The following is an 18,741-nucleotide window of genomic DNA, read 5'->3' on the forward strand; positions in this document are numbered from 1 at the left end:
TACGAAATCACCCGAAAGCGGGAGTGGGGCGGTGGTCGATTGACCACCGCCCCACTCCGTCGCGTGCCGTCCGTCAGATGCCGGCGGCCGCCGCGAGGTCCTTCTTGATGCCGGCGAGCAGCTCGGCGCCCTTGGCGCGGGCCGCGTCAAGATCGTCGGACGAGCCCACCGGGACCACGACCTCCAGGTAGCACTTGAGCTTCGGCTCGGTGCCGCTCGGGCGGACGATCACCCGGGCGCCCTCCAGGTAGTAGCGCAGGCCGTCGGTGGGCGGCAGGGCCTCGGTCCCCTCGGTGAGGTCCTCGGCCCTGGTGACGGCGAGGCCCGCCAGCGAGGTCGGCGGCTGCTCGCGCAGGCGCGCCATCGCGTCCGAGATCACGGTGAGGTCCTCGACGCGCACCGACAGCTGGTCGGTGGCGTGCAGGCCGTGCGCGAGGGCCAGCTCGTCCAGGAGGTCCAGCACCGTGCGGCCCTGCTCCTTCAGGACGGACGCGAGCTCGGCGACCAGGAGCGCGGCCGTGATGCCGTCCTTGTCGCGCACGCCCTCGGGGTCGACGCAGTAGCCGAGCGCCTCCTCGTAGCCGTAGCGCAGACCGTCCACGCGGGCGATCCACTTGAACCCGGTGAGCGTCTCCTCGTAGCCGAGCCCGGCTGCCTCGGCGATGCGGCCGAGCAGCGAGGACGACACGATCGACTCGGCGAACACACCCGAGACGCCCTTGGTGACCAGGTGGGCGGCGAGCAGCGCGCCGACCTCGTCGCCGCGCAGCATCCGCCACTCGCCGTCCCGGTCCTTGACCGCGGCGGCGCAGCGGTCGGCGTCCGGGTCGTTGGCGATCACGATGTCGGGGTCGGCGCGGCGGGCCGTGGCGAACGCCAGGTCCATCGCGCCCGGCTCCTCCGGGTTGGGGAAGGCGACCGTCGGGAACGCCGGGTCGGGCTCGGCCTGTTCGGCCACGAGCACCGGTTCGGGGAACCCGGCCCGCGCGAACGCGGCGAGCAGCACGTCCTTGCCGACGCCGTGCATCGCCGTGTAGACGACGTTCGCGGTGCGCGGCGACCCGGGGGTCAACACCGCGTCCGTACGCGCCAGGTAGGCGTCCAGGACCTCGTCCCCGAGCACCTCCCAGCCGCTCTCGGGGCGCGGTACGTCGTTCAGCGAGACGACCGCGTCGATCTCGGCGGCGATCTCCGCGTCGGCCGGCGGCACGATCTGCGAGCCGTCGCCGAGGTAGACCTTGTAGCCGTTGTCGCGCGGCGGGTTGTGACTGGCCGTCACCTCGACGCCGGCCACGGCGCCCAAGTGCCTTATGGCGTAGGCGAGTACGGGCGTCGGCAGCGGCCGGGGCAGGACGGTCGCCTTCAGACCGGCGCCCACCATGACGGCCGCCGTGTCCCGCGCGAAGTCCGCGGACTTGTAGCGGGCGTCGTAGCCGATGACGACGAGCCCGTCGCCCTGGCCCTTCGCCTTCAGGTACGCGGCGAGCCCGGCGGCGGCCCGGATGACGACCGAGCGGTTCATCCGCATCGGCCCGGCGCCCAGCTCGCCGCGCAGCCCGGCGGTGCCGAACTGCAGCGTGCCGCTGAACCGCGCGGCCAATTCCTCGGCGTCCGCGCTCTCGATGAGCTTCGCGAGCTCCTCGCGCGTCTCGCTGTCGGGGTCCTCGGCCAGCCAGGCCTGGGCCCGCGCGATCAGGTCCTGCGTCACGTTGTCAGCCTTTCGCGAAAAGGGGATCAGATGCGGTCGAGTACCCGGGTGAGCAGCTCGCCCATGCGCGCCGCGGAGTCGCGGCCCGCCTGGAGCACCTCTTCGTGGTTGAGCGGCTCACCGGTGAGACCGGCGGCGAGGTTGGTGACGAGCGAGATCCCGAGGACCTCCGCGCCGGCCTCGCGGGCGGCGATGGCTTCGAGCACGGTCGACATGCCGACCAGGTCGCCGCCCATCACGCGGACCATGTTGATCTCGGCCGGGGTCTCGTAGTGCGGGCCGGGGAACTGGACGTACACGCCCTCTTCCAGCGTCTCGTCGACCTCCTTGCACAGCGCGCGCAGGCGCGGCGAGTACAGGTCGGTGAGGTCCACGAAGTTGGCGCCGATGATCGGCGAGGTGGCCGTCAGGTTGAGGTGGTCGCTGATCAGGACCGGCTGGCCCGGACGCATGCCCTCGCGCAGACCGCCGCAGCCGTTGGTCAGCACGACGGTCTTGCAGCCGGCGGCGACGGCGGTGCGCACACCGTGCGAGACGGCGGCGACACCGCGGCCCTCGTAGAAGTGCGTACGGCCGAGGAAGACCAGTGCGCGCTTGTCACCGATCTTGTACGAGCGGATCTTGCCGCCGTGTCCCTCGACGGCCGGCGGCGGGAAGCCCGGCAGCTCGGTCACGGGGAACTCGGCCTCGGGGGCGCCGAGGGCGTCGACGGCCGGCGCCCAGCCGGAGCCCATCACCAGGGCGACGTCGTGGGTCTCGGCGCCGGTGAGCTCGCGCAGACGCGCGGCGGCGGCGTCGGCGGCGGCGTGGGGGTCCTGGAGCAGGTCCGGGGTGGCAGATGCGTTCACTGAGTCTCTCGCCTCGCGAAGGAACGTCGTCCCGCCCGGTGACTGTCCGGCCGGGTCCGGGGGATTTCCCCCGGTAAAGAAGAATTACGCGCACGAGCGTAACCGCTGAAGTCCTACGCGCGTAGATGTGCAGGATAACGGACCTGTCCGATCCCTTTGTGGCTTCGCACGAAAGCGGCGGCGGGCCATCGCGCCGCAAAGGCGCGAAGCCCGGCCCTGACCTTGGTCTTCAAGGGGGGCCGGGCTCCGGTCCGGCCTCAGCAGGGCCGCTTGCGGAGTTCCATCACATAGTCGTGCGGCGCGCCCGCGGACTCGGCCGCGTCGGCCAGCTCGCCCAGGTACCGCGCCGAGGGCAGACCGCCCTCGTACCCGTTCAGGACGTACAGCCAGGCCGCTTCCTCGCCGTCCAGCGTGTGCACCCGCACCCGCATTCGGCGGTAGATGTCGAGCCCGACCCCCTCCCACCGGTCCATGGACTCCTCGTCGAGCGGCGCGATGTCGTACAGGGCGACGAAGACCTGCGAGCGGGGTGCCTCGACGATCGTCGCGAGGGCGCCCTCCCAGCCCATCTGCTCCCCGCCGAACGTCAGGCGCCAGCCGTTGAGCCAGCCGGTGCCGCGCAGCGGGGAGTGCGGGGCGCGGCGGGTCATCAGCCGCGGATCCAGGTTGCCGGCGTACGCGGCGTAGAGCGACATGGTGTCGAGGGTACGACAGTGGCCCGTGGGGGTACTTCGTGCGGCCCGCCCGCATCCGGGCCACGGCGGATCCCGCCACGGCGGCCGAATGGCGCCCCCGGGGCGAGGACACTTGAAGCGTGCGGGACAATGAGGTACGTACTGCGTTCCCCCGGGGCCCCGCCCCGGACCCCCGGCCGGGCGGGCAGGCAGGCCGGGATCGACACTACGAGGCGGACTTTTTCGTGACGCGGATCGTGATCATCGGTGGCGGACCGGGCGGATACGAGGCGGCCCTGGTGGGCGCCCAGCTCGGTGCGGAGGTGACCGTCGTGGACTGCGACGGTCTGGGCGGGGCGTCGGTGCTCACCGACTGCGTGCCGTCGAAGACCCTGATCGCGACGGCCGAGGTGATGACCACCTTCGACTCTTCGTACGAGGAGTTGGGCATCCTCGTCGCCGACGACACGCCCCCCGAGGAGCAGTCCGCCCGGGTCGTCGGCGTGGACCTCGGCAAGGTCAACCGGCGCGTCAAGCGCCTCGCGCTCGCCCAGTCCCACGACATCACCGCCTCGGTGACCCGGGCCGGCGCCCGCGTCATGCGCGGCCGCGGCCGGCTCGCGGGCCCTCAGGGCATCGACGGCACCCGCGACGTGATCGTCACGGCCGCCGACGGCACCGAGGAGATGCTCACCGCCGAGGCCGTCCTCATCGCCACCGGCGGCAGCCCGCGCGAGCTGCCCGACGCCCAGCCCGACGGCGAGCGGATCCTCAACTGGACGCAGGTGTACGACCTGGACGAGCTTCCCGAGGAGCTCATCGTGGTCGGCTCCGGCGTCACCGGCGCCGAGTTCGCGGGCGCCTACCAGGCGCTCGGCTCCAAGGTCACCCTCGTCTCGTCCCGCGACCGGGTGCTGCCGGGCGAGGACCCGGACGCGGCAGCCGTCCTGGAGGACGTGTTCCGCCGCCGCGGCATGAACGTCATGGCCCGCTCGCGCGCCGAGTCCGCCAAGCGCGTCGGCGACCGCGTCGAGGTCACCCTCTCCGACGGCCGCGTCATCGGCGGCACCCACTGCCTGATGGCCGTCGGCGCGATCCCCAACACCGCGAACATGGGTCTTGAGGAGTCGGGCGTACGCCTCAAGGAGTCCGGCCACATCTGGACCGACAAGGTCTCGCGCACCTCCGCCCCCGGCGTGTACGCGGCCGGCGATGTGACCGGCATCTTCGCGCTCGCCTCGGTCGCCGCGATGCAGGGCCGCATCGCGATGTACCACTTCCTGGGCGACGCGGTGGCCCCGCTCAACCTGAAGACGGTCTCCTCCAACGTCTTCACCGACCCGGAGATCGCCACCGTCGGCTACACGCAGGCCGACGTCGACGCGGGCAAGATCGAGGCCCGCGTCGTCAAGCTGCCGCTGCTTCGCAACCCGCGCGCCAAGATGCAGGGCATCCGGGACGGCTTCGTCAAGATCTTCTGCCGCCCCGGCACCGGCATCATCGTGGGCGGTTGTGTCGTCGCTCCGCGCGCGAGTGAACTGATCCATCCGATCTCGATCGCGGTCGACAACAATCTGACGGTCGAGCAGATCGCGAATGCGTTCACTGTGTACCCGTCGCTGTCGGGCTCGATCGCCGAGGTGGCCCGTCAGCTGCACACCCGGAAGAAGGCCGGAGAGGCGTAACTTCCCTGGTGGGACAGGGGGTTGTCGAGGGAGGCGCGAGGCCTGGGAGTACCGGTCCGGACGTATACCACTCGATGACCCCCTTTGAGTGCACCTTCTGTTATTCGGCGCAAACTGCTGAGAATATTCGGCCGCCCAGGTTACTGTCAGTTTCGTGTTCGCTGCAGAACGTCGCCAATTGATCCTCGAAATGGTGCGCGCCAACGGGGCGGTATCGCTCCGTGAGCTCGCCCGCGTCGTCCAGACCTCCGAAGTGACCGTACGGCGGGACGTGCGGGCGCTGGAGGCAGAAGGACTCCTCGACCGCCGGCACGGCGGTGCGGTGCTGCCGGGCGGGTTCACCCGCGAGTCCGGCTTCCCGCAGAAATCCCATCTAGCGACCGCCGAGAAGACGGCCATCGCCGACCTCGCCGCCAGCCTCGTCGAAGAGGGCGAGGCCATTGTGGTCGGCGCGGGGACGACCACGCAGGAGCTGGCCCGCCGGCTCGCACGGGTCCCCGGCCTGACCGTCGTCACCAACTCCCTTCTGGTGGCACAGGCGTTGGCGCACGCCAACCGGGTCGAAGTGGTCATGACCGGAGGCACCCTGCGCGGCTCCAACTACGCCCTGGTGGGCAGTGGCGCCGAGCAGTCCCTCCAGGGCCTTCGCGTCTCCCGCGCCTTCCTGTCGGGGAGCGGACTCACGGCCGAACGCGGCCTGTCCACCTCCAACATGCTCTCGGCGTCCGTCGACCGGGCCCTCGTCCAGGCCGCCGCGGAGGTCGTGGTCCTGGCCGACCACACCAAACTCGGCACCGACACCATGTTCCAGACGGTGCCGACCGACGTGATCACCCGCCTGGTCACCGACGAGCCGCCGGGGCACGACGACCGCGCCGGCACCGAGTTGCAGGCCCTTGCCGACCAGGGCGTGCAGATCGCCGTGGCCGGCCCCGCGGTCCCGGGCGGCGAGGCCACTCCCGGCCGCCCCCCGCGCCGCGACATGCCGCTTCCCGGCCAGCGCCGCAGCCACGGCCCCGGTACGGGACCGCAGTTGCGCAGCGCGGCGTCCATGGGCGAGCCGCAGGGGCCGGGGGAGCGGGCGCGGGTCGCGGATCTGCGGCGGCGCTGAGGCGGGGGCGGCGCCTTCTAGCCCTTCAGGCCCCGGTAGGTCAGGGCGAGCAGGCGGTCCGCCAACTCCGGGTCGTCCGGGGACTGTTCGGCCGCCAGGGCGATCGCGTTGGTCAGCTGCATGAGGTCGGCGATGGTGACGTCGGCTCGTACGGAACCGGCTTCCCTGGCCCGTACGAGCAGGGCGTCGCCCGCCTCCCGCATCGGCTCGCTGCACCTGGCCAGGGCCGAACTCGCGTCGACCGAGGCCGACATGAGGGCGCGGGCCAGGCCCCGGTACACCCCCGCGTGCGTGATGATGGCGCGCAGCCACTCGATGAGCGCGGTGCAGGGCTGCTCGGCGTCCAGCAACTCCCTTGAACGGTCGAGGAGTACGTCCACCTCGCTCTGGAACACCGCGCTCAGCAGGGCGTGACGGGTGGGGAAGTGCCGGTACAGGGTGCCGATGCCCACGCCGGCCCTGCGGGCCACGTCCTCCAGGGAGGTGTCCGTGCCGCGTTCCGCGAAGGCGGTGCGGGCTACGGCGAGCAGGCGGTCGTGGTTGCGCCGCGCATCGGCCCGGAGGGGCCGGACCCCAACCCCCGTTTTCCCATCCATGCCCCCAGCATGCCACCCGCTCCCATCCGGGGTCGCCGGGGTCGGCCCCCACCCCGCCCCTTCCCGCTGTGACACTCTGCGGCTCCGCCGCGTGGCCTCCGGGGGTTGGGAAGGGTGAAGCGAGGTTTCCTGGGGCTCCGCCCCAGACCCCGTTCGCGCCTCAAGGGCGCTCGTCCTCAAACTCCCCCAAGGCCTCAAGGGCCAGGGGGACCCCCATGACAGGCTGAGGATGCTCGGCCCTGCCAGGATCGAACCTGCTGGGGGCGCGGGGAACTGCGCGATCAGCCAGCCACGGCCCGCAGCGAACCACCCGTCCGTCCAGCCTCTCCGGCGTCTGAGGAGCGGGGGTCCGGGGGCAGGGGCCCCGGACCGACGGACGCTCAGCCCACCCACACCCCCGGAGGGTCTCGGGAAGGGGCGGGGTGGGGGAAAAGCAGGAGCCCCGGCCGTGATCGCGGCCGGGGCTCCACTGCGCGTCAGCGCGTCAGTCCTTGATCTCGCAGATCATCGCGCCGGAGGACACGGACGCGCCGACCTCCGCCGAGAGCCCCTTGATCGTGCCGGAGCGGTGCGCGTTCAGCGGCTGTTCCATCTTCATGGCCTCCAGGACGACCACGAGGTCGCCCTCGTTGACTTCCTGGCCCTCCTCGACGGCGACCTTGACGATGGTGCCCTGCATGGGGGAGGCGAGGGTGTCGCCGGAGGCGGCCGAGCCTGCCTTCTTGGCCGCGCGGCGCTTGGGCTTGGCGCCCCCGGCCGCGGCGGTGCGGGCCAGCGTCATGCCCAGGGACGAGGGCAGGGAGACTTCGAGGCGCTTGCCGCCGACCTCGACGACGACCGTCTCGCGGCCCGGCTCCTCGTCGGTCTCGGCGTCGGCCGGAGCCGTGAACGCCGGGATCTCGTTGACGAACTCGGTCTCGATCCACCGGGTGTGGATACGGAACGGGTCGGCCGTGAACGCCGGGTCCTCGACCACCGCGCGGTGGAAGGGGATCGCGGTGGCCATGCCCTCGACGTTGAACTCCGCCAGCGCACGCGCGGCGCGCTGCAGCGCCTGCTCACGGGTCGCGCCGGTCACGATCAGCTTGGCCAGGAGCGAGTCCCAGGCCGGGCCGATCACGCTGCCGGACTCGACGCCGGCGTCCAGGCGGACACCGGGGCCGGTCGGGGGTGCGAAGAGGGTGACGGTGCCGGGGGCGGGCAGGAAGCCGCGGCCCGGGTCCTCGCCGTTGATGCGGAACTCGAAGGAGTGCCCGCGCATGGCCGGGTCGTCGTAGCCGAGTGCTTCGCCGTCGGCGATGCGGAACATCTCGCGGACCAGGTCGATGCCGGTGACCTCTTCGGTGACCGGGTGTTCGACCTGGAGGCGGGTGTTGACCTCCAGGAAGGAGATCGTGCCGTCGGCGCCGACGAGGAACTCGACGGTGCCCGCGCCGACGTAGCCGGCTTCCTTGAGGATGGCCTTGGACGCGGCGTACAGCTCCGCGTTCTGCGCCTCGGTGAGGAACGGCGCCGGGGCTTCCTCGACGAGCTTCTGGTGGCGGCGCTGGAGCGAGCAGTCCCGGGTGGAGACGACGACCACGTTGCCGTGGGTGTCGGCCAGGCACTGGGTCTCGACGTGGCGGGGCTTGTCGAGGTAGCGCTCGACGAAGCACTCGCCGCGGCCGAACGCCGCGACGGCCTCGCGCACCGCGGAGTCGTACAGCTCGGGGACCTCTTCGAGGGTGCGGGCGACCTTCAGGCCGCGGCCGCCGCCGCCGAAGGCGGCCTTGATCGCGATGGGCAGCCCGTGCTGCTCGGCGAACGCGACGACCTCGTCGGCGCCCGAGACCGGGTCCGGGGTGCCCGCGACGAGCGGGGCACCGGCGCGCTGGGCGATGTGACGGGCCGCCACCTTGTCGCCGAGGTCGCGGATGGCCTGCGGGGGCGGGCCGATCCAGGTCAGGCCCGCATCCAGGACGGCCTGGGCGAACTCGGCGTTCTCGGAGAGGAATCCGTAGCCCGGGTGGACCGCGTCCGCTCCCGAGTCGGCCGCGGCCGCGAGCACCTTGGCGATGTCCAGATAACTGGCCGCCGGAGTGTCACCGCCCAGGGCGAACGCCTCGTCCGCCGCCCGGACATGCAGTGCATCCCGGTCCGGATCGGCGTAGACGGCTACGCTCGCGATCCCGGCATCCCGGCAGGCCCGGGCAACACGGACAGCGATTTCGCCACGGTTGGCGATGAGCACCTTGCGCACGATGGCTCCCTCCTTGAAACAAGCTGAGTTTAGGGAAGCCGCACACTGGCTTACGACCCATCCCCAATGGTGAGCTTGCCCACACGGAGTGTGATTCGAGGCACGCTCAAGTCGCGAAATCCCTTGTCGCACCACGGTACGCCGGGCTCCCGTACCGCACAGTAGCGGTGCGGTGTGGTCAAGGTCTCTGTCTCCGAGGCCCTCAGGTCGCCGGGTTTCTTTGTGGAGTCCCTACGAATGGCCGAATGATTCTTTGCGACCCGGCCCTCGCGGGGCGAGGCACTTCACCCCGGACCGGCCACCGTTGTTGTCCAGACTCTTGTACGACCCCTTACCGGTTAGTAGCGTGCGGATCATCGCCGTACTAGGGGTAACAGGGGGTGTCGCGCGTGCTGCGCCGACCGATCGCCATCGTGGCCGCGCTCATTCTCTTCGCCGAGGCCTGCGCCGTCGTGCTCGTGAACTGGGTGCTCGGCAAGGTCGCCGACAACCAGCACATGTCCATGGCCGGGCTCGATCCGGGCGCGATATCCACCGGAGCGTGGGTCGCGGGCGCGCTGTTCGGGATCTTCCTCGCGGCCTGCGGCATCGTCCTGCTGGTCATCGGCGTACGCGACCGCGCCCCCGGCCGCTTCGCCCGTATCGCGGTGATCGCCTGCGCGGTGGTGCACGGCGTGCTGGGCGCGCTCACGGTCGGCCTGGTCGGCTGGCCCGCCTTCGGGTACCTGATGGTCGTGCTCGCGCTGCTCGTCTTCGTACTCCTGGCGTACGTGAAGGAGCGCCCCGAGCCCGAGCCCAAGGACGGCGGGGCCCCCGACGGAGCCCCGGCCGCCGCCTGATCCCCGGCGCTACACCCAGAGGTCGGTGATCGGGACGCCGAGCTCGGCGAGCAGCTTGCGCAGCAGCGGCAGCGAGAGCCCGATGACGTTTCCGTGGTCGCCCTCGATCGAGTCGACGAAGGGCGCCGAGCGGCCGTCCAGCGTGAACGCCCCTGCCACGTAAAGGGGTTCGCCGCTCGCCACGTACGCCGCGATCTCCGCGTCGGTGGGCTCGCCGAACCGTACGACCGTCGACGCGGTCGCCGAGGCGCGCTCGCCGGTTGCCGTGTCGATCACGCAGTGCCCGGTCTGCAGCACGCCGGAGCGGCCGCGCATCGACTTCCAGCGGGCCGTCGCGTCCTCGGCGTCGGCGGGCTTGCCGAGCGCCTGGCCGTCGAGTTCGAGCACCGAGTCGCAGCCGATGACCAGGGCGTCGGCGGCCTCGGGGCGGCCGGCCACCGCGTCCGCCTTCGCCTCGGCGAGTACGAGGGCGAGTTCGGCGGGGCTGGGTGCGGTCAGGGCGTCCTCGTCGACGCCGCTGACGATCACCTCGGGCGCGAGCCCGGCCTGGCGGAGCAGCCCGAGCCGGGCGGGCGATTGGGAGGCGAGGACGAGGCGGCGCTGAGCAGTCATGGGCGCCATCGTAGGCGCCCCCGCCCGGCCCCGGCCCCTCAGTGCAGTCCGGCCGCGAGCATCGCGATCACCATGGTCAGGGCGAGGATCAGGCCCGCCCGGCGCATCATCGCCTGGGCGTCGCGCAGTTCCTTGGGCGGCTCGTTCTCCGGGTCTGACCACAGCATGCAATCGATAGTGGGACCAGGGCTGTTGGCGCGCCTGAGTACGGGTACTCAAGATGCCCCGTGTCAATTGACCAATTGCGGACCAGTACTTCACCCCCCGTTCATGTGCGGCACGCACCGGCCGACTGCCCCTGCCCCGTAAACGGTCCACAGGTTCCATTAGTGAGCGAAGGCTGTTAGTGTCCCGAGTTAACGGAACCCGTGAACCATTAAGGGTCTGCGGTCGGTCCGTCGCGAACAGGGGAGATCGCCATGAACAGGACCAGGATCAACAGGACCAGGATCAACAGGACCAGGATCAACAGGGCCGGGATCGGTGGGGCCCTTCGCCGGGGTGGTGTTCCACTGGCCGCCGGCGCTGCCGCGCTCGCACTGCTCGCCGGGGCGCAGCCGTCCTCCGCCCGGCCCGTCGCGTGGGGTGCGGCGTGGGCCGCGTCGCCCCAGCTCCCCTCGACCGGGTTCACCCCCAACTGGTCGCAGGAGGGCTTCTCGCACCAGAGCGTCCGCCAGATCGTGCGGGTCACCGAGGGCGGCGACCGGCTCCGCATCCGGCTGTCCAACGCGTACGGCACCTCGCCGCTCACCCTCACCGGCGCCACCGTCGCCAAGGCCGGGACGGGAGCGGACGTACAGCCGGGCTCCGTGAGGGAGTTGACCTTCGGCGGCGGGAAGTCCGTGAGCATCCCGGCGCACGGCGAGCTGCGCAGCGACGCGGCTCGACTCGGCCTGGAGCGGCTCGATTCGGTGACCGTCACGCTCTACTTCGCCGGGACGACCGGGCCGGCCACCTTCCACGCCCAGGGCTTCGCCGACACCTACCGGGCCGACGGCGACCACCGGGCGGACCCGTCGGGCCGCGCCTTCACGGCGACCAGCCAGTCCTGGTACTACCTCTCCGGTGTCGAGGTCGGCGGCGGGGCGAGGCGTGACGGCGTCGCCCTGTTCGGGGACTCCATCACGGACGGCTTCGGCTCGACGCCGGGCGCCAACCGCCGCTACTCGGACGCGCTGGCCGAACGCGCCGGCCGGCCCGTCGTCAACGCGGGCATCGGCGGCAACCTCGTACTCAACGACTCGGCCTGGTACGGCGAGCGGTCCGCCGCGCGCTTCGGGCGGGACGCGCTCGACCAGCCCGGCGTCTCTACGGTCGTCGTCCTCGAAGGCGTCAATGACATCGGGTTCAGCGAGGCCCAGAAGGGGTCGAAGCCGCAGCCCACGTACAAGCCGGCGCCGGTCGTCTCCAGCGCCCGGCTCATCGACGGGTACCGGGAGTTGATACGCCAGGCGCACAGCAGGGGGCTGAAGGCGGTCGGCGCGACGCTGCTGCCGCTGAAGGGGTCCGACCACTGGGGTGAGCACTCGGCGCGGGTCAGCGACGAGGTGAACGAGTGGATCCGTACGTCCGGTGCGTTCGACGCGGTGGCGGACTTCGACAAGGCGCTGGCCTCGAAGGCCGACCCGGACCGGCTCGCCCCGGCCTACGACTCGGGGGACGCGCTGCACCCCAACGACGCGGGGTACCGGGTCATGGCGGGCGTACTCGCCGAGGCCCTCTGACCAACCCCTGGGGCTCCGCCCCAGACCCCGGGATGCCCCACCCCACCCCTTCCCGAGACCCTCCGGGGGATGTCGATCGGCTGCGGCCCGTCGTCGCCCCGGGGCTCCGCCCCAGACCCCGTTCGCACCTGAAGGGCGCTCGTCCTCACATGCCGGACGGGCTGAAGATGCCAGTACTGGCCGACACCAGTCCTGTTAGGGGCGCGGGGAACTGCGCGAACGGTCATGGACGGCCCGCTGTCACAAACCCCGCACCCCCCCCGCGGAGCGGGTTACGCCGGCCAGTACGTCCTGGCCCACGTACGGGCCCCCGGCCGGGGCAGGGCGCGCCGGGCGATCCGCGCGGGGTCGGACCACCCCTCCGGTGCCCGCGCCGCGGTGGACGCGGACGAAGCCGTCGCCGCGGCGCGCGCCTGGACCACCGCGAGTGCGGCGGCCAGCTCCTCCGGGGTCGGGTTGCCCCGTACGACCTTGATCACAGCGGCTCCTTACCAGGGCCTAGAGGGGGATGTTGCCGTGCTTCTTCGGAGGGAGGGATTCCCGCTTCGTACGCAGCTGACGCAGGCCCTTCACGATGTGGGCGCGGGTCTCCGACGGCATGATCACCGCGTCGACGTAGCCCCGCTCGGCCGCGATGTACGGGTTGAGGAGCGTGTCCTCGTAGTCCGCGATCAGTTCGGCCCGGGTCGACTCCTGGTCCGAGGCGGCCGCGATCGTGCGGCGGTGCAGGATGTTCACCGCTCCCTGCGCGCCCATGACCGCGATCTGTGCGGTCGGCCAGGCCAGGTTGAGGTCGGCCCCCAGGTGCTTGGAGCCCATGACGTCGTACGCGCCGCCGAACGCCTTGCGGGTGATGACCGTGATCAGCGGGACCGTGGCCTCGGCGTACGCGTAGATCAGCTTGGCGCCGCGCCGGATGATGCCGCCGTACTCCTGGTCGACCCCGGGAAGGAAGCCGGGGACGTCGACGAAGGTCAGGACCGGGACGTTGAACGCGTCGCAGGTGCGCACGAAGCGCGCGGCCTTCTCGGACGCGTTGATGTCGAGGCAGCCCGCGAACTGCATCGGCTGGTTGGCGACGATGCCGACCGGGAAGCCCTCGACACGGCCGAAGCCGGTGACGATGTTCGGCGCGAACAGGGCCTGCGTCTCCAGGAATTCGCCGTCGTCCAGGACGTGCTCGATGGCCGTGTGCATGTCGTACGGCTGGTTCGCGGAGTCCGGGATGAGGGTGTCGAGCTCCCGGTCCTCGTCCGTGGTCTCCAGGTCGGCCTCCTCGGGGAAGGCCGGGGGCTCGCTCAGGTTGTTGGACGGCAGGTAGGACAGGAGGGACTTGACGTACTCGATCGCGTCCTTCTCGTCGCCCGCCATGTGGTGCGCCACGCCCGAGGTCGTGTTGTGCGTGCGCGCGCCGCCGAGCTCCTCGAAGCCGACGTCCTCGCCGGTGACGGTCTTGATGACGTCGGGCCCGGTGATGAACATGTGCGAGGTCTGGTCGACCATCACCGTGAAGTCGGTGATCGCGGGGGAGTACACCGCGCCGCCCGCGCACGGGCCGACGATAAGGGAGATCTGCGGAACGACGCCCGAGGCGTGGACGTTTCGGCGGAAGATCTCGGCGAAGAGGCCGAGAGCGACGACGCCCTCCTGGATGCGCGCGCCGCCGCCGTCGTTGATGCCGATGACCGGGCAGCCGGTCTTGAGCGCGAAGTCCATGACCTTGACGATCTTCTCGCCGTAGACCTCGCCCAGCGAACCGCCGAAGATGGTGAAGTCCTGCGAGTAGACGCACACCGGGCGGCCGTCGACGGTCCCGTACCCGGTGACCACGCCGTCCCCGTACGGGCGGTTCTTCTCGATCCCGAAGTTGGTCGAGCGGTGCCGTGCGAACTCGTCCAGCTCGACGAACGAGCCCTCGTCCATGAGCAGGTCGACCCGCTCACGGGCCGTCAACTTGCCCTTGGCGTGCTGCTTTTCGATCGCGCGCGCGGAGCCGGCGTGGGTCGCCTCGTCGATGCGGCGCTGCAGATCCGCCAGCTTTCCGGCGGTGGTGTGGATGTCGACGGTGGCGTCGCTCTGGGCGTTTTCCGGCTCGGACATCGGGATGCGGCTCCCTGCCTGGTCACGGGGGTGGCTGGCTGCTGACTCGTAGGCTGGCTACTGACTCGTAGGGTAGTGGCGCCGATACGGTTCGGCAGTGCGGCGTTTGCCACACCCGGGGCGCCTTGCAATTGCGGCCTAACCTGGCTGCATGACACCCCCGGACGCTTCCGACAGCCGCTGGTCCGACCTCGACCGGCCGCCCCTGAACGCCACCGCGCTGCGCCGCGCCCTGCTGCGGCCGGACGCGCTGTGGACCTCCCTGGACGTGGTCACCGCGACCGGCTCCACCAACTCCGACCTCGCGGCGAAGGCGGACGAGCTCGGCGAGGGCGCGGTTCTGGTCGCCGAGGAGCAGACCGCGGGGCGCGGCCGCCTGGACCGGCGCTGGTCGGCGCCGGCCCGCTCCGGCCTCTTCTTCTCCGTGCTCCTGAAGCCGGGCGCGTCGGTGCCGGTCGAGCGGTGGGGGTGGCTGCCGCTGCTCACCGGGGTCGCCGTGTCGACGGGGCTCGCGCGGGCGGCGGGCGTCGACACCGCGCTGAAGTGGCCCAACGACCTCCTCGTCACTATCCCCAAGGACTCCGACAAGCTCCGTCCAGGGGAGGCCCCGATCGGCGACGAGCGCAAGGCGGGCGGGATCCTGGCCGAGCGGGCCGGGGCGGACGGCGTCGTCGTCGGCATCGGCCTCAACGTGACCCTGCGCGCCGACGAACTCCCCGTCCCCGGCGCGGGCTCCCTCGCGCTCGCCGGAGCCGTCTCCACGGACCGCGACACCCTGCTGCGCGCGGTCCTCCGCTCGCTTGAGCAGTGGTACGGCTCCTGGCGCGAGGCATCGGGCGACCCGGCGGCGTCCGGCCTCCAGGAGGCGTACGCGAAGGCCTGCGCAACGCTGGGCCGCACGGTGCGGGCGGAGCTGCCCGGAGGACAGTCGGTCCAGGGCGAGGCGGTGGCGGTGGACGGCGACGGACGGCTGGTGCTTGCCACGGCGGAGGGCGTGCAGCGCCCGGTGGCGGCGGGAGACATCGTCCACCTGCGGCCGGCCGCACCCTAGGCGGGTGGAGTGGCCGCTCCCGGGACGTGAGCTACGGCACACCTGCCGTATCGTTGAGCCCGATCCAGCGACAGATCGGCAGGGCAGTGCGCAGGCAACGGGCAGGAGGCGGCCGGTGACCGTCGACGAGACACGGTCCGGCGCGGGCGCCGGCACCGGTACCGGCGGCGCCTCCGGCACCGCTTCGGACCCCCCGTCCTCCGCGTATCCGACGCCGCACCACGCCGTCGACCACACCGCCGAGCCCACCGACGACCCGCTCGCCATCCGGCTCGAACAGCTCATCCTCGGTGCCGACCGGCGCTACACGCCCTTCCAGGCGGCCCGTACCGCGGGCGTCTCCATGGAGCTGGCGTCCCGGTTCTGGCGGGCCATGGGGTTCGCCGACATCGGGCAGGCCAAGGCGCTCACCGAGGCCGATGTGCTGGCCCTGCGCCGGCTCGCCGGACTCGTCGAGGCGGGGCTGCTCAGCGAGCCCATGGCGGTGCAGGTCGCGCGCTCCACGGGGCAGACCACCGCCCGGCTGGCCGAATGGCAGATCGATTCTTTTCTGGAGGGTCTCACCGAGCCCCCCGAGCCCGGCATGACCCGTACGGAAGTCACGTACCCGCTGGTCGAGCTGCTGCTGCCCGAGCTCGAAGAGTTCCTCGTGTATGTGTGGCGGCGCCAGCTCGCCGCCGCGACCGGGCGTGTCGTGCAGGCCGCCGACGACGAGGAGATGGTGGACCGCCGCCTCGCGGTGGGCTTCGCCGACCTCGTCGGCTTCACCCGGCTCACCCGGCGTCTGGAGGAGGAGGAGCTCGGCGAGCTCGTCGAGGCCTTCGAGACGACCGCCGCCGACCTGGTCGCTGCGCACGGCGGGCGGCTCATCAAGACGCTGGGCGACGAGGTCCTGTTCGCCGCCGACGACGCGGGCACGGCCGCCGAGATATCGCTGCGGCTCATCGAGACCATGGCCGGCGACGAGACGATGCCCGCCCTGCGCGTGGGCATCGCGTTCGGCACCGTCACGACCCGCATGGGCGATGTGTTCGGTACGACGGTGAACCTCGCGAGCCGGCTCACCTCGATAGCCCCCAAGGACGCCGTCCTGGTCGACGGGGCGTTCGCCGAGGAGCTGGCTCGCGCCGGGGACGCGCCCGTCTCCGAGGCGCAGGCCGCCCAGGACGCGCTGGCCGCCGAGAAGGAGGGCGAGGAGCCGGGCCCCGCCGCGAAGTACCGCTTCCAGCTCCAGCCGATGTGGCAGCGCCCAGTGCGCGGCCTCGGAGTCGTGGAGCCCTGGCTCCTGCACCGCCGCGAAGCCTAGGATCGCCCCCGACGTAACGTTCGTTAACGGAGGGGTTTCCATGGCTGAGCAGCGGTTCGGGGAGTTCGTCGTCGTACGGCGCGAGGGGTACGTCGCCGAGCTGGTGCTCGACCGGCCCAAGGCCATGAACGCCGTGTCGACGGAGATGGCCCGCTCCATCGCCGCCGCCTGCGACGCGCTCGGCGCCGACCCGGACGCCCGGGTCACCGTGGTGACCTCCACGAACGAGCGGGCGTTCTGCGTCGGCGCCGACCTGAAGGAGCGCAACTCCTTCAGCGACGCCGAGCTCGTACGCCAGCGGCCCACCGCCCGCGCCGCCTACACCGGCGTGCTCGAACTGCCCATGCCGACCGTCGCCGCGGTGCACGGCTTCGCGCTCGGCGGCGGCTTCGAGCTGGCGCTCGCCTGCGACGTGATCGTGGCCGACGCGACCGCCGTGGTCGGGCTGCCCGAGGTGTCGGTCGGCGTCATCCCAGGCGGCGGCGGTACGCAGCTCCTGCCGCGCCGGGTCGGCGCCGCCCGCGCCGCCGAGCTGGTCTTCACCGCGCGCCGCGTCGAGGCCGCGGAGGCAAGGGAGTTGGGGCTCGTCGACGTCCTGGCCGACGACGCCCGTACGGAGGCGCTCGCGCTCGCCGGGCGGATGGCGGCCAACTCGCCCGTCGGGCTGCGCGCGGCGAAGCGGGCCATGCGGCTCGGCCAGGGCCTCGACCTGCGGGCCGGCCTGGAGGTCGAGGACGCGGCGTGGCGGTCGGTGGCGTTCTCGGGGGACCGCGCGGAGGGCGTGGCCGCGTTCAACGAGAAGCGGAAGCCGGTGTGGCCCGGGGAGTGATCCCCCGGTGGCGGCGTGTGTGCGACGGCGTATGCGCGACACCATTCCAAGGGTCAAAACATACCAAACCTCCCTAAGCTGGAGGAATGGGTGGACAGGATGCCCGGCTGCGGGCCGTGGTTTCGCTGGCGCAGGCCATGGCCGCGGCGCACACGCCGCGGGAGTCCTGGCGCGCAGCGGCGCTCGGCGCGCGGGACGCGCTCGGCGGGAACTTCGCCGCGCTCTCGGTGTGGGAGCGCGAGCTGGGGCTCCTTCGTGTGCTGGTGAACGAGGGCGAACGGGCCTACGGGGAGGAGGAGTTCCCCGAGGACGAGACGTATCCGGTGCACCAGTTCCCCGAGATCACCGAGTTCCTGCACGAGCGCTGGGCGGGCGGAGGCGAGCCCAACGCCTGGGTCGAGACGGCCGCCGAGCCTCCCGGGGGCGGGGCGGGGTCCGATCGTGCGGGGGCACCTCCCGGCGGCAGCCGGGGGAGGGTCGCGGCGCTGCGCCGGCGCGGCCGGGGCTGCTGCGTGGTCGCCCCGATCGTGATGCACGGGCGGGCGTGGGGCGAGCTGTATGTGGCGCGGCCCGTCGGGGCGCCCGTCTTCGACGCGGCCGACGCGGACTTCGCCACGGTGCTCGCCTCCGTCGTGGCGGCCGGACTCGTCCAGACCGAGCGCCTCGAAGAGGTACGCCGCCTTGCCTTCACCGACCCGCTCACCGGGCTCGCCAACCGCCGCGCGGTCGACATGCGCCTCGACGAGGCGGTCGAGCGGCACCGGGCCGACGGCGCGGTCGTCAGCCTCGTGGTCTGCGACCTGAACGGGCTGAAGCGGGTCAACGACACGCTGGGCCACGCGGTGGGCGACCGGCTCCTGGAACGCTTCGGGTCGGTGCTGTCGCTGTGCGGGGCGATGTTGCCCGGTGCGCTGGCCGCGCGGCTGGGAGGCGACGAGTTCTGCCTGCTGGCGGTGGGCCCCTCCGCCGACGAGGTCGTGGCCGTGAGCGATGAACTCTGCCTGAGAGCAGGGGAGTTGGAGCTGGGCGAGGGAGTCGCATGCGGGGTGGCCTCGACGGGTGACCCCATCGGCCCGATGCGCTCGGCCCGCCGCCTGTTCCGCCTCGCGGACGCGGCCCAGTACCGCGCGAAGGCCGCGCGCTCGGCAAAGCCGGTGGTGGCGGGGCGTGACGGAGCGGTCCTGCGCCTGGCGGACGCCCCGCCGTCCGCCCCGCACGACCGGCGTCGGTTCCGGGGGCGGGGCTGAGCGCTTCCGCGTGCGGTCGGTCGGGTGCGGGTGGCCTGTGTCTGGTCGCGCCCACACGGCGGAGCCGCACACTGTCACAGGCCCGCGCCCGTTGGCGCCATGCGGCCACCGAACCCAGTAAGCCCCCCACCCCTCCTCTGCTAGTGACATGACGGGATTCAATCCGTAGGGT

General features: G+C 72.0%; 17 protein-coding genes. 8 read left to right on the plus strand and 9 right to left on the minus strand.

From position 1 onward, the window contains the following. Positions 1 to 73 precede the first annotated feature (73 nt). From ABD346_RS16375 to ABD346_RS16385, 3 genes are all read right to left on the minus strand, one after another. Positions 74 to 1,708 (minus strand): phospho-sugar mutase, encoded by a 1,635-nt coding sequence (locus ABD346_RS16375; RefSeq protein WP_344375486.1) that lies wholly within the window; start codon positions 1,706 to 1,708, stop codon positions 74 to 76. Between the two features lie 26 nt (positions 1,709 to 1,734). Further along, entirely contained in the window at positions 1,735 to 2,556 is an 822-nt protein-coding gene (locus ABD346_RS16380; RefSeq protein WP_344375487.1) for a purine-nucleoside phosphorylase, read from the minus strand. Between the two features lie 257 nt (positions 2,557 to 2,813). After that, positions 2,814 to 3,251: a gamma-glutamylcyclotransferase family protein gene (locus ABD346_RS16385; protein WP_100575073.1), complete on the minus strand. Its 438-nt coding sequence runs from the start codon at positions 3,249 to 3,251 to the stop codon at positions 2,814 to 2,816. A gap of 224 nt (positions 3,252 to 3,475) precedes the next feature. Here ABD346_RS16385 and ABD346_RS16390 point away from each other — a divergent pair, with 224 nt between their 5' ends. Both ABD346_RS16390 and ABD346_RS16395 read left to right on the plus strand, forming a co-directional pair. After that, entirely contained in the window at positions 3,476 to 4,915 is a 1,440-nt protein-coding gene (locus ABD346_RS16390; RefSeq protein ID WP_344375489.1) for an NAD(P)H-quinone dehydrogenase, read from the plus strand. A gap of 154 nt (positions 4,916 to 5,069) precedes the next feature. Next, positions 5,070 to 6,026, plus strand: a complete 957-nt coding sequence (locus ABD346_RS16395; RefSeq protein ID WP_344375491.1) for a DeoR/GlpR family DNA-binding transcription regulator — start codon at positions 5,070 to 5,072, stop codon at positions 6,024 to 6,026. 17 nt (positions 6,027 to 6,043) lie between these two features. On the opposite strand, the gene ABD346_RS16400 is transcribed toward ABD346_RS16395, so the two are convergent. Both ABD346_RS16400 and ABD346_RS16405 read right to left on the minus strand, forming a co-directional pair. Next, complete coding sequence (locus ABD346_RS16400; RefSeq protein WP_344375492.1) at positions 6,044 to 6,622, minus strand: TetR/AcrR family transcriptional regulator; 579 nt, start codon at positions 6,620 to 6,622, stop codon at positions 6,044 to 6,046. A gap of 484 nt (positions 6,623 to 7,106) precedes the next feature. After that, a complete protein-coding gene (locus tag ABD346_RS16405; RefSeq protein WP_344375494.1) occupies positions 7,107 to 8,861 on the minus strand; it encodes an acetyl/propionyl/methylcrotonyl-CoA carboxylase subunit alpha in 1,755 nt (584 codons plus the stop codon). A gap of 389 nt (positions 8,862 to 9,250) precedes the next feature. On the opposite strand from ABD346_RS16405, the gene ABD346_RS16410 reads away from it, so the two are divergent. After that, positions 9,251 to 9,700, plus strand: coding sequence for a hypothetical protein (locus ABD346_RS16410; protein ID WP_344375495.1), 450 nt, complete (start codon positions 9,251 to 9,253; stop codon positions 9,698 to 9,700). Positions 9,701 to 9,709: 9 nt separating this feature from the next. Here the strand turns inward: ABD346_RS16410 and ABD346_RS16415 are convergent, their stop codons facing one another. Both ABD346_RS16415 and mmpB read right to left on the minus strand, forming a co-directional pair. Beyond that, the gene (locus tag ABD346_RS16415) at positions 9,710 to 10,321 is read right to left on the minus strand and encodes a Maf family protein (protein WP_344375497.1); all 612 of its coding nucleotides are present in this window, start codon (positions 10,319 to 10,321) and stop codon (positions 9,710 to 9,712) included. Between the two features lie 29 nt (positions 10,322 to 10,350). Continuing rightward, positions 10,351 to 10,479 (minus strand): morphogenic membrane protein MmpB, encoded by a 129-nt coding sequence (gene mmpB / locus ABD346_RS16420; RefSeq protein WP_344375498.1) that lies wholly within the window; start codon positions 10,477 to 10,479, stop codon positions 10,351 to 10,353. 252 nt (positions 10,480 to 10,731) lie between these two features. On the opposite strand from mmpB, the gene ABD346_RS16425 reads away from it, so the two are divergent. Then, the gene (locus tag ABD346_RS16425; protein WP_344375499.1) at positions 10,732 to 12,036 is read left to right on the plus strand and encodes an SGNH/GDSL hydrolase family protein; all 1,305 of its coding nucleotides are present in this window, start codon (positions 10,732 to 10,734) and stop codon (positions 12,034 to 12,036) included. Positions 12,037 to 12,308: 272 nt separating this feature from the next. On the opposite strand, the gene ABD346_RS16430 is transcribed toward ABD346_RS16425, so the two are convergent. Both ABD346_RS16430 and ABD346_RS16435 read right to left on the minus strand, forming a co-directional pair. Beyond that, positions 12,309 to 12,515, minus strand: a complete 207-nt coding sequence (locus ABD346_RS16430) for an acyl-CoA carboxylase epsilon subunit (protein WP_344375501.1) — start codon at positions 12,513 to 12,515, stop codon at positions 12,309 to 12,311. A 19-nt stretch (positions 12,516 to 12,534) separates the two neighbouring features. Continuing rightward, positions 12,535 to 14,136 (minus strand): acyl-CoA carboxylase subunit beta, encoded by a 1,602-nt coding sequence (locus ABD346_RS16435; RefSeq protein WP_189962910.1) that lies wholly within the window; start codon positions 14,134 to 14,136, stop codon positions 12,535 to 12,537. Positions 14,137 to 14,287: 151 nt separating this feature from the next. Between ABD346_RS16435 and ABD346_RS16440 the strand changes: the two genes are divergently transcribed. From ABD346_RS16440 to ABD346_RS16455, 4 genes are all read left to right on the plus strand, one after another. Then, complete coding sequence (locus tag ABD346_RS16440) at positions 14,288 to 15,187, plus strand: biotin--[acetyl-CoA-carboxylase] ligase (RefSeq protein ID WP_344375503.1); 900 nt, start codon at positions 14,288 to 14,290, stop codon at positions 15,185 to 15,187. A 115-nt stretch (positions 15,188 to 15,302) separates the two neighbouring features. Continuing rightward, positions 15,303 to 16,493 carry an adenylate/guanylate cyclase domain-containing protein gene (locus ABD346_RS16445; protein ID WP_344375504.1) on the plus strand — a complete coding sequence of 397 codons (1,191 nt, stop codon included), beginning with the start codon at positions 15,303 to 15,305 and terminating at the stop codon, positions 16,491 to 16,493. A 40-nt stretch (positions 16,494 to 16,533) separates the two neighbouring features. Next, positions 16,534 to 17,322, plus strand: coding sequence for an enoyl-CoA hydratase/isomerase family protein (locus tag ABD346_RS16450; RefSeq protein ID WP_344375506.1), 789 nt, complete (start codon positions 16,534 to 16,536; stop codon positions 17,320 to 17,322). Between the two features lie 86 nt (positions 17,323 to 17,408). Beyond that, a complete protein-coding gene (locus ABD346_RS16455) occupies positions 17,409 to 18,569 on the plus strand; it encodes a GGDEF domain-containing protein (RefSeq protein ID WP_344375507.1) in 1,161 nt (386 codons plus the stop codon). Positions 18,570 to 18,741: the final 172 nt, after the last annotated feature.

The sequence above is a fragment of the Streptomyces mauvecolor genome (assembly GCF_039532965.1).
Taxonomy (GTDB): Bacteria; Actinomycetota; Actinomycetes; order Streptomycetales; family Streptomycetaceae; genus Streptomyces; species Streptomyces violascens.

Bases quoted from the DNA above. Each gene is read 5' to 3' on its own strand.
- ABD346_RS16415 (WP_344375497.1), bottom strand. From the start codon at position 10,321: ATGGCGCCCATGACTGCTCAGCGCCGCCTCGTCCTCGCCTCCCAATCG.
- mmpB (WP_344375498.1), bottom strand. From the start codon at position 10,479: ATGCTGTGGTCAGACCCGGAGAACGAGCCGCCCAAGGAACTGCGCGAC.
- ABD346_RS16440 (WP_344375503.1), top strand. From the start codon at position 14,288: ATGACACCCCCGGACGCTTCCGACAGCCGCTGGTCCGACCTCGACCGG.
- ABD346_RS16385 (WP_100575073.1), bottom strand. From the start codon at position 3,251: ATGTCGCTCTACGCCGCGTACGCCGGCAACCTGGATCCGCGGCTGATG.
- ABD346_RS16435 (WP_189962910.1), bottom strand. From the start codon at position 14,136: ATGTCCGAGCCGGAAAACGCCCAGAGCGACGCCACCGTCGACATCCAC.
- ABD346_RS16450 (WP_344375506.1), top strand. From the start codon at position 16,534: ATGGCTGAGCAGCGGTTCGGGGAGTTCGTCGTCGTACGGCGCGAGGGG.
- ABD346_RS16425 (WP_344375499.1), top strand. From the start codon at position 10,732: ATGAACAGGACCAGGATCAACAGGACCAGGATCAACAGGACCAGGATC.
- ABD346_RS16455 (WP_344375507.1), top strand. From the start codon at position 17,409: ATGGGTGGACAGGATGCCCGGCTGCGGGCCGTGGTTTCGCTGGCGCAG.
- ABD346_RS16400 (WP_344375492.1), bottom strand. From the start codon at position 6,622: ATGGATGGGAAAACGGGGGTTGGGGTCCGGCCCCTCCGGGCCGATGCG.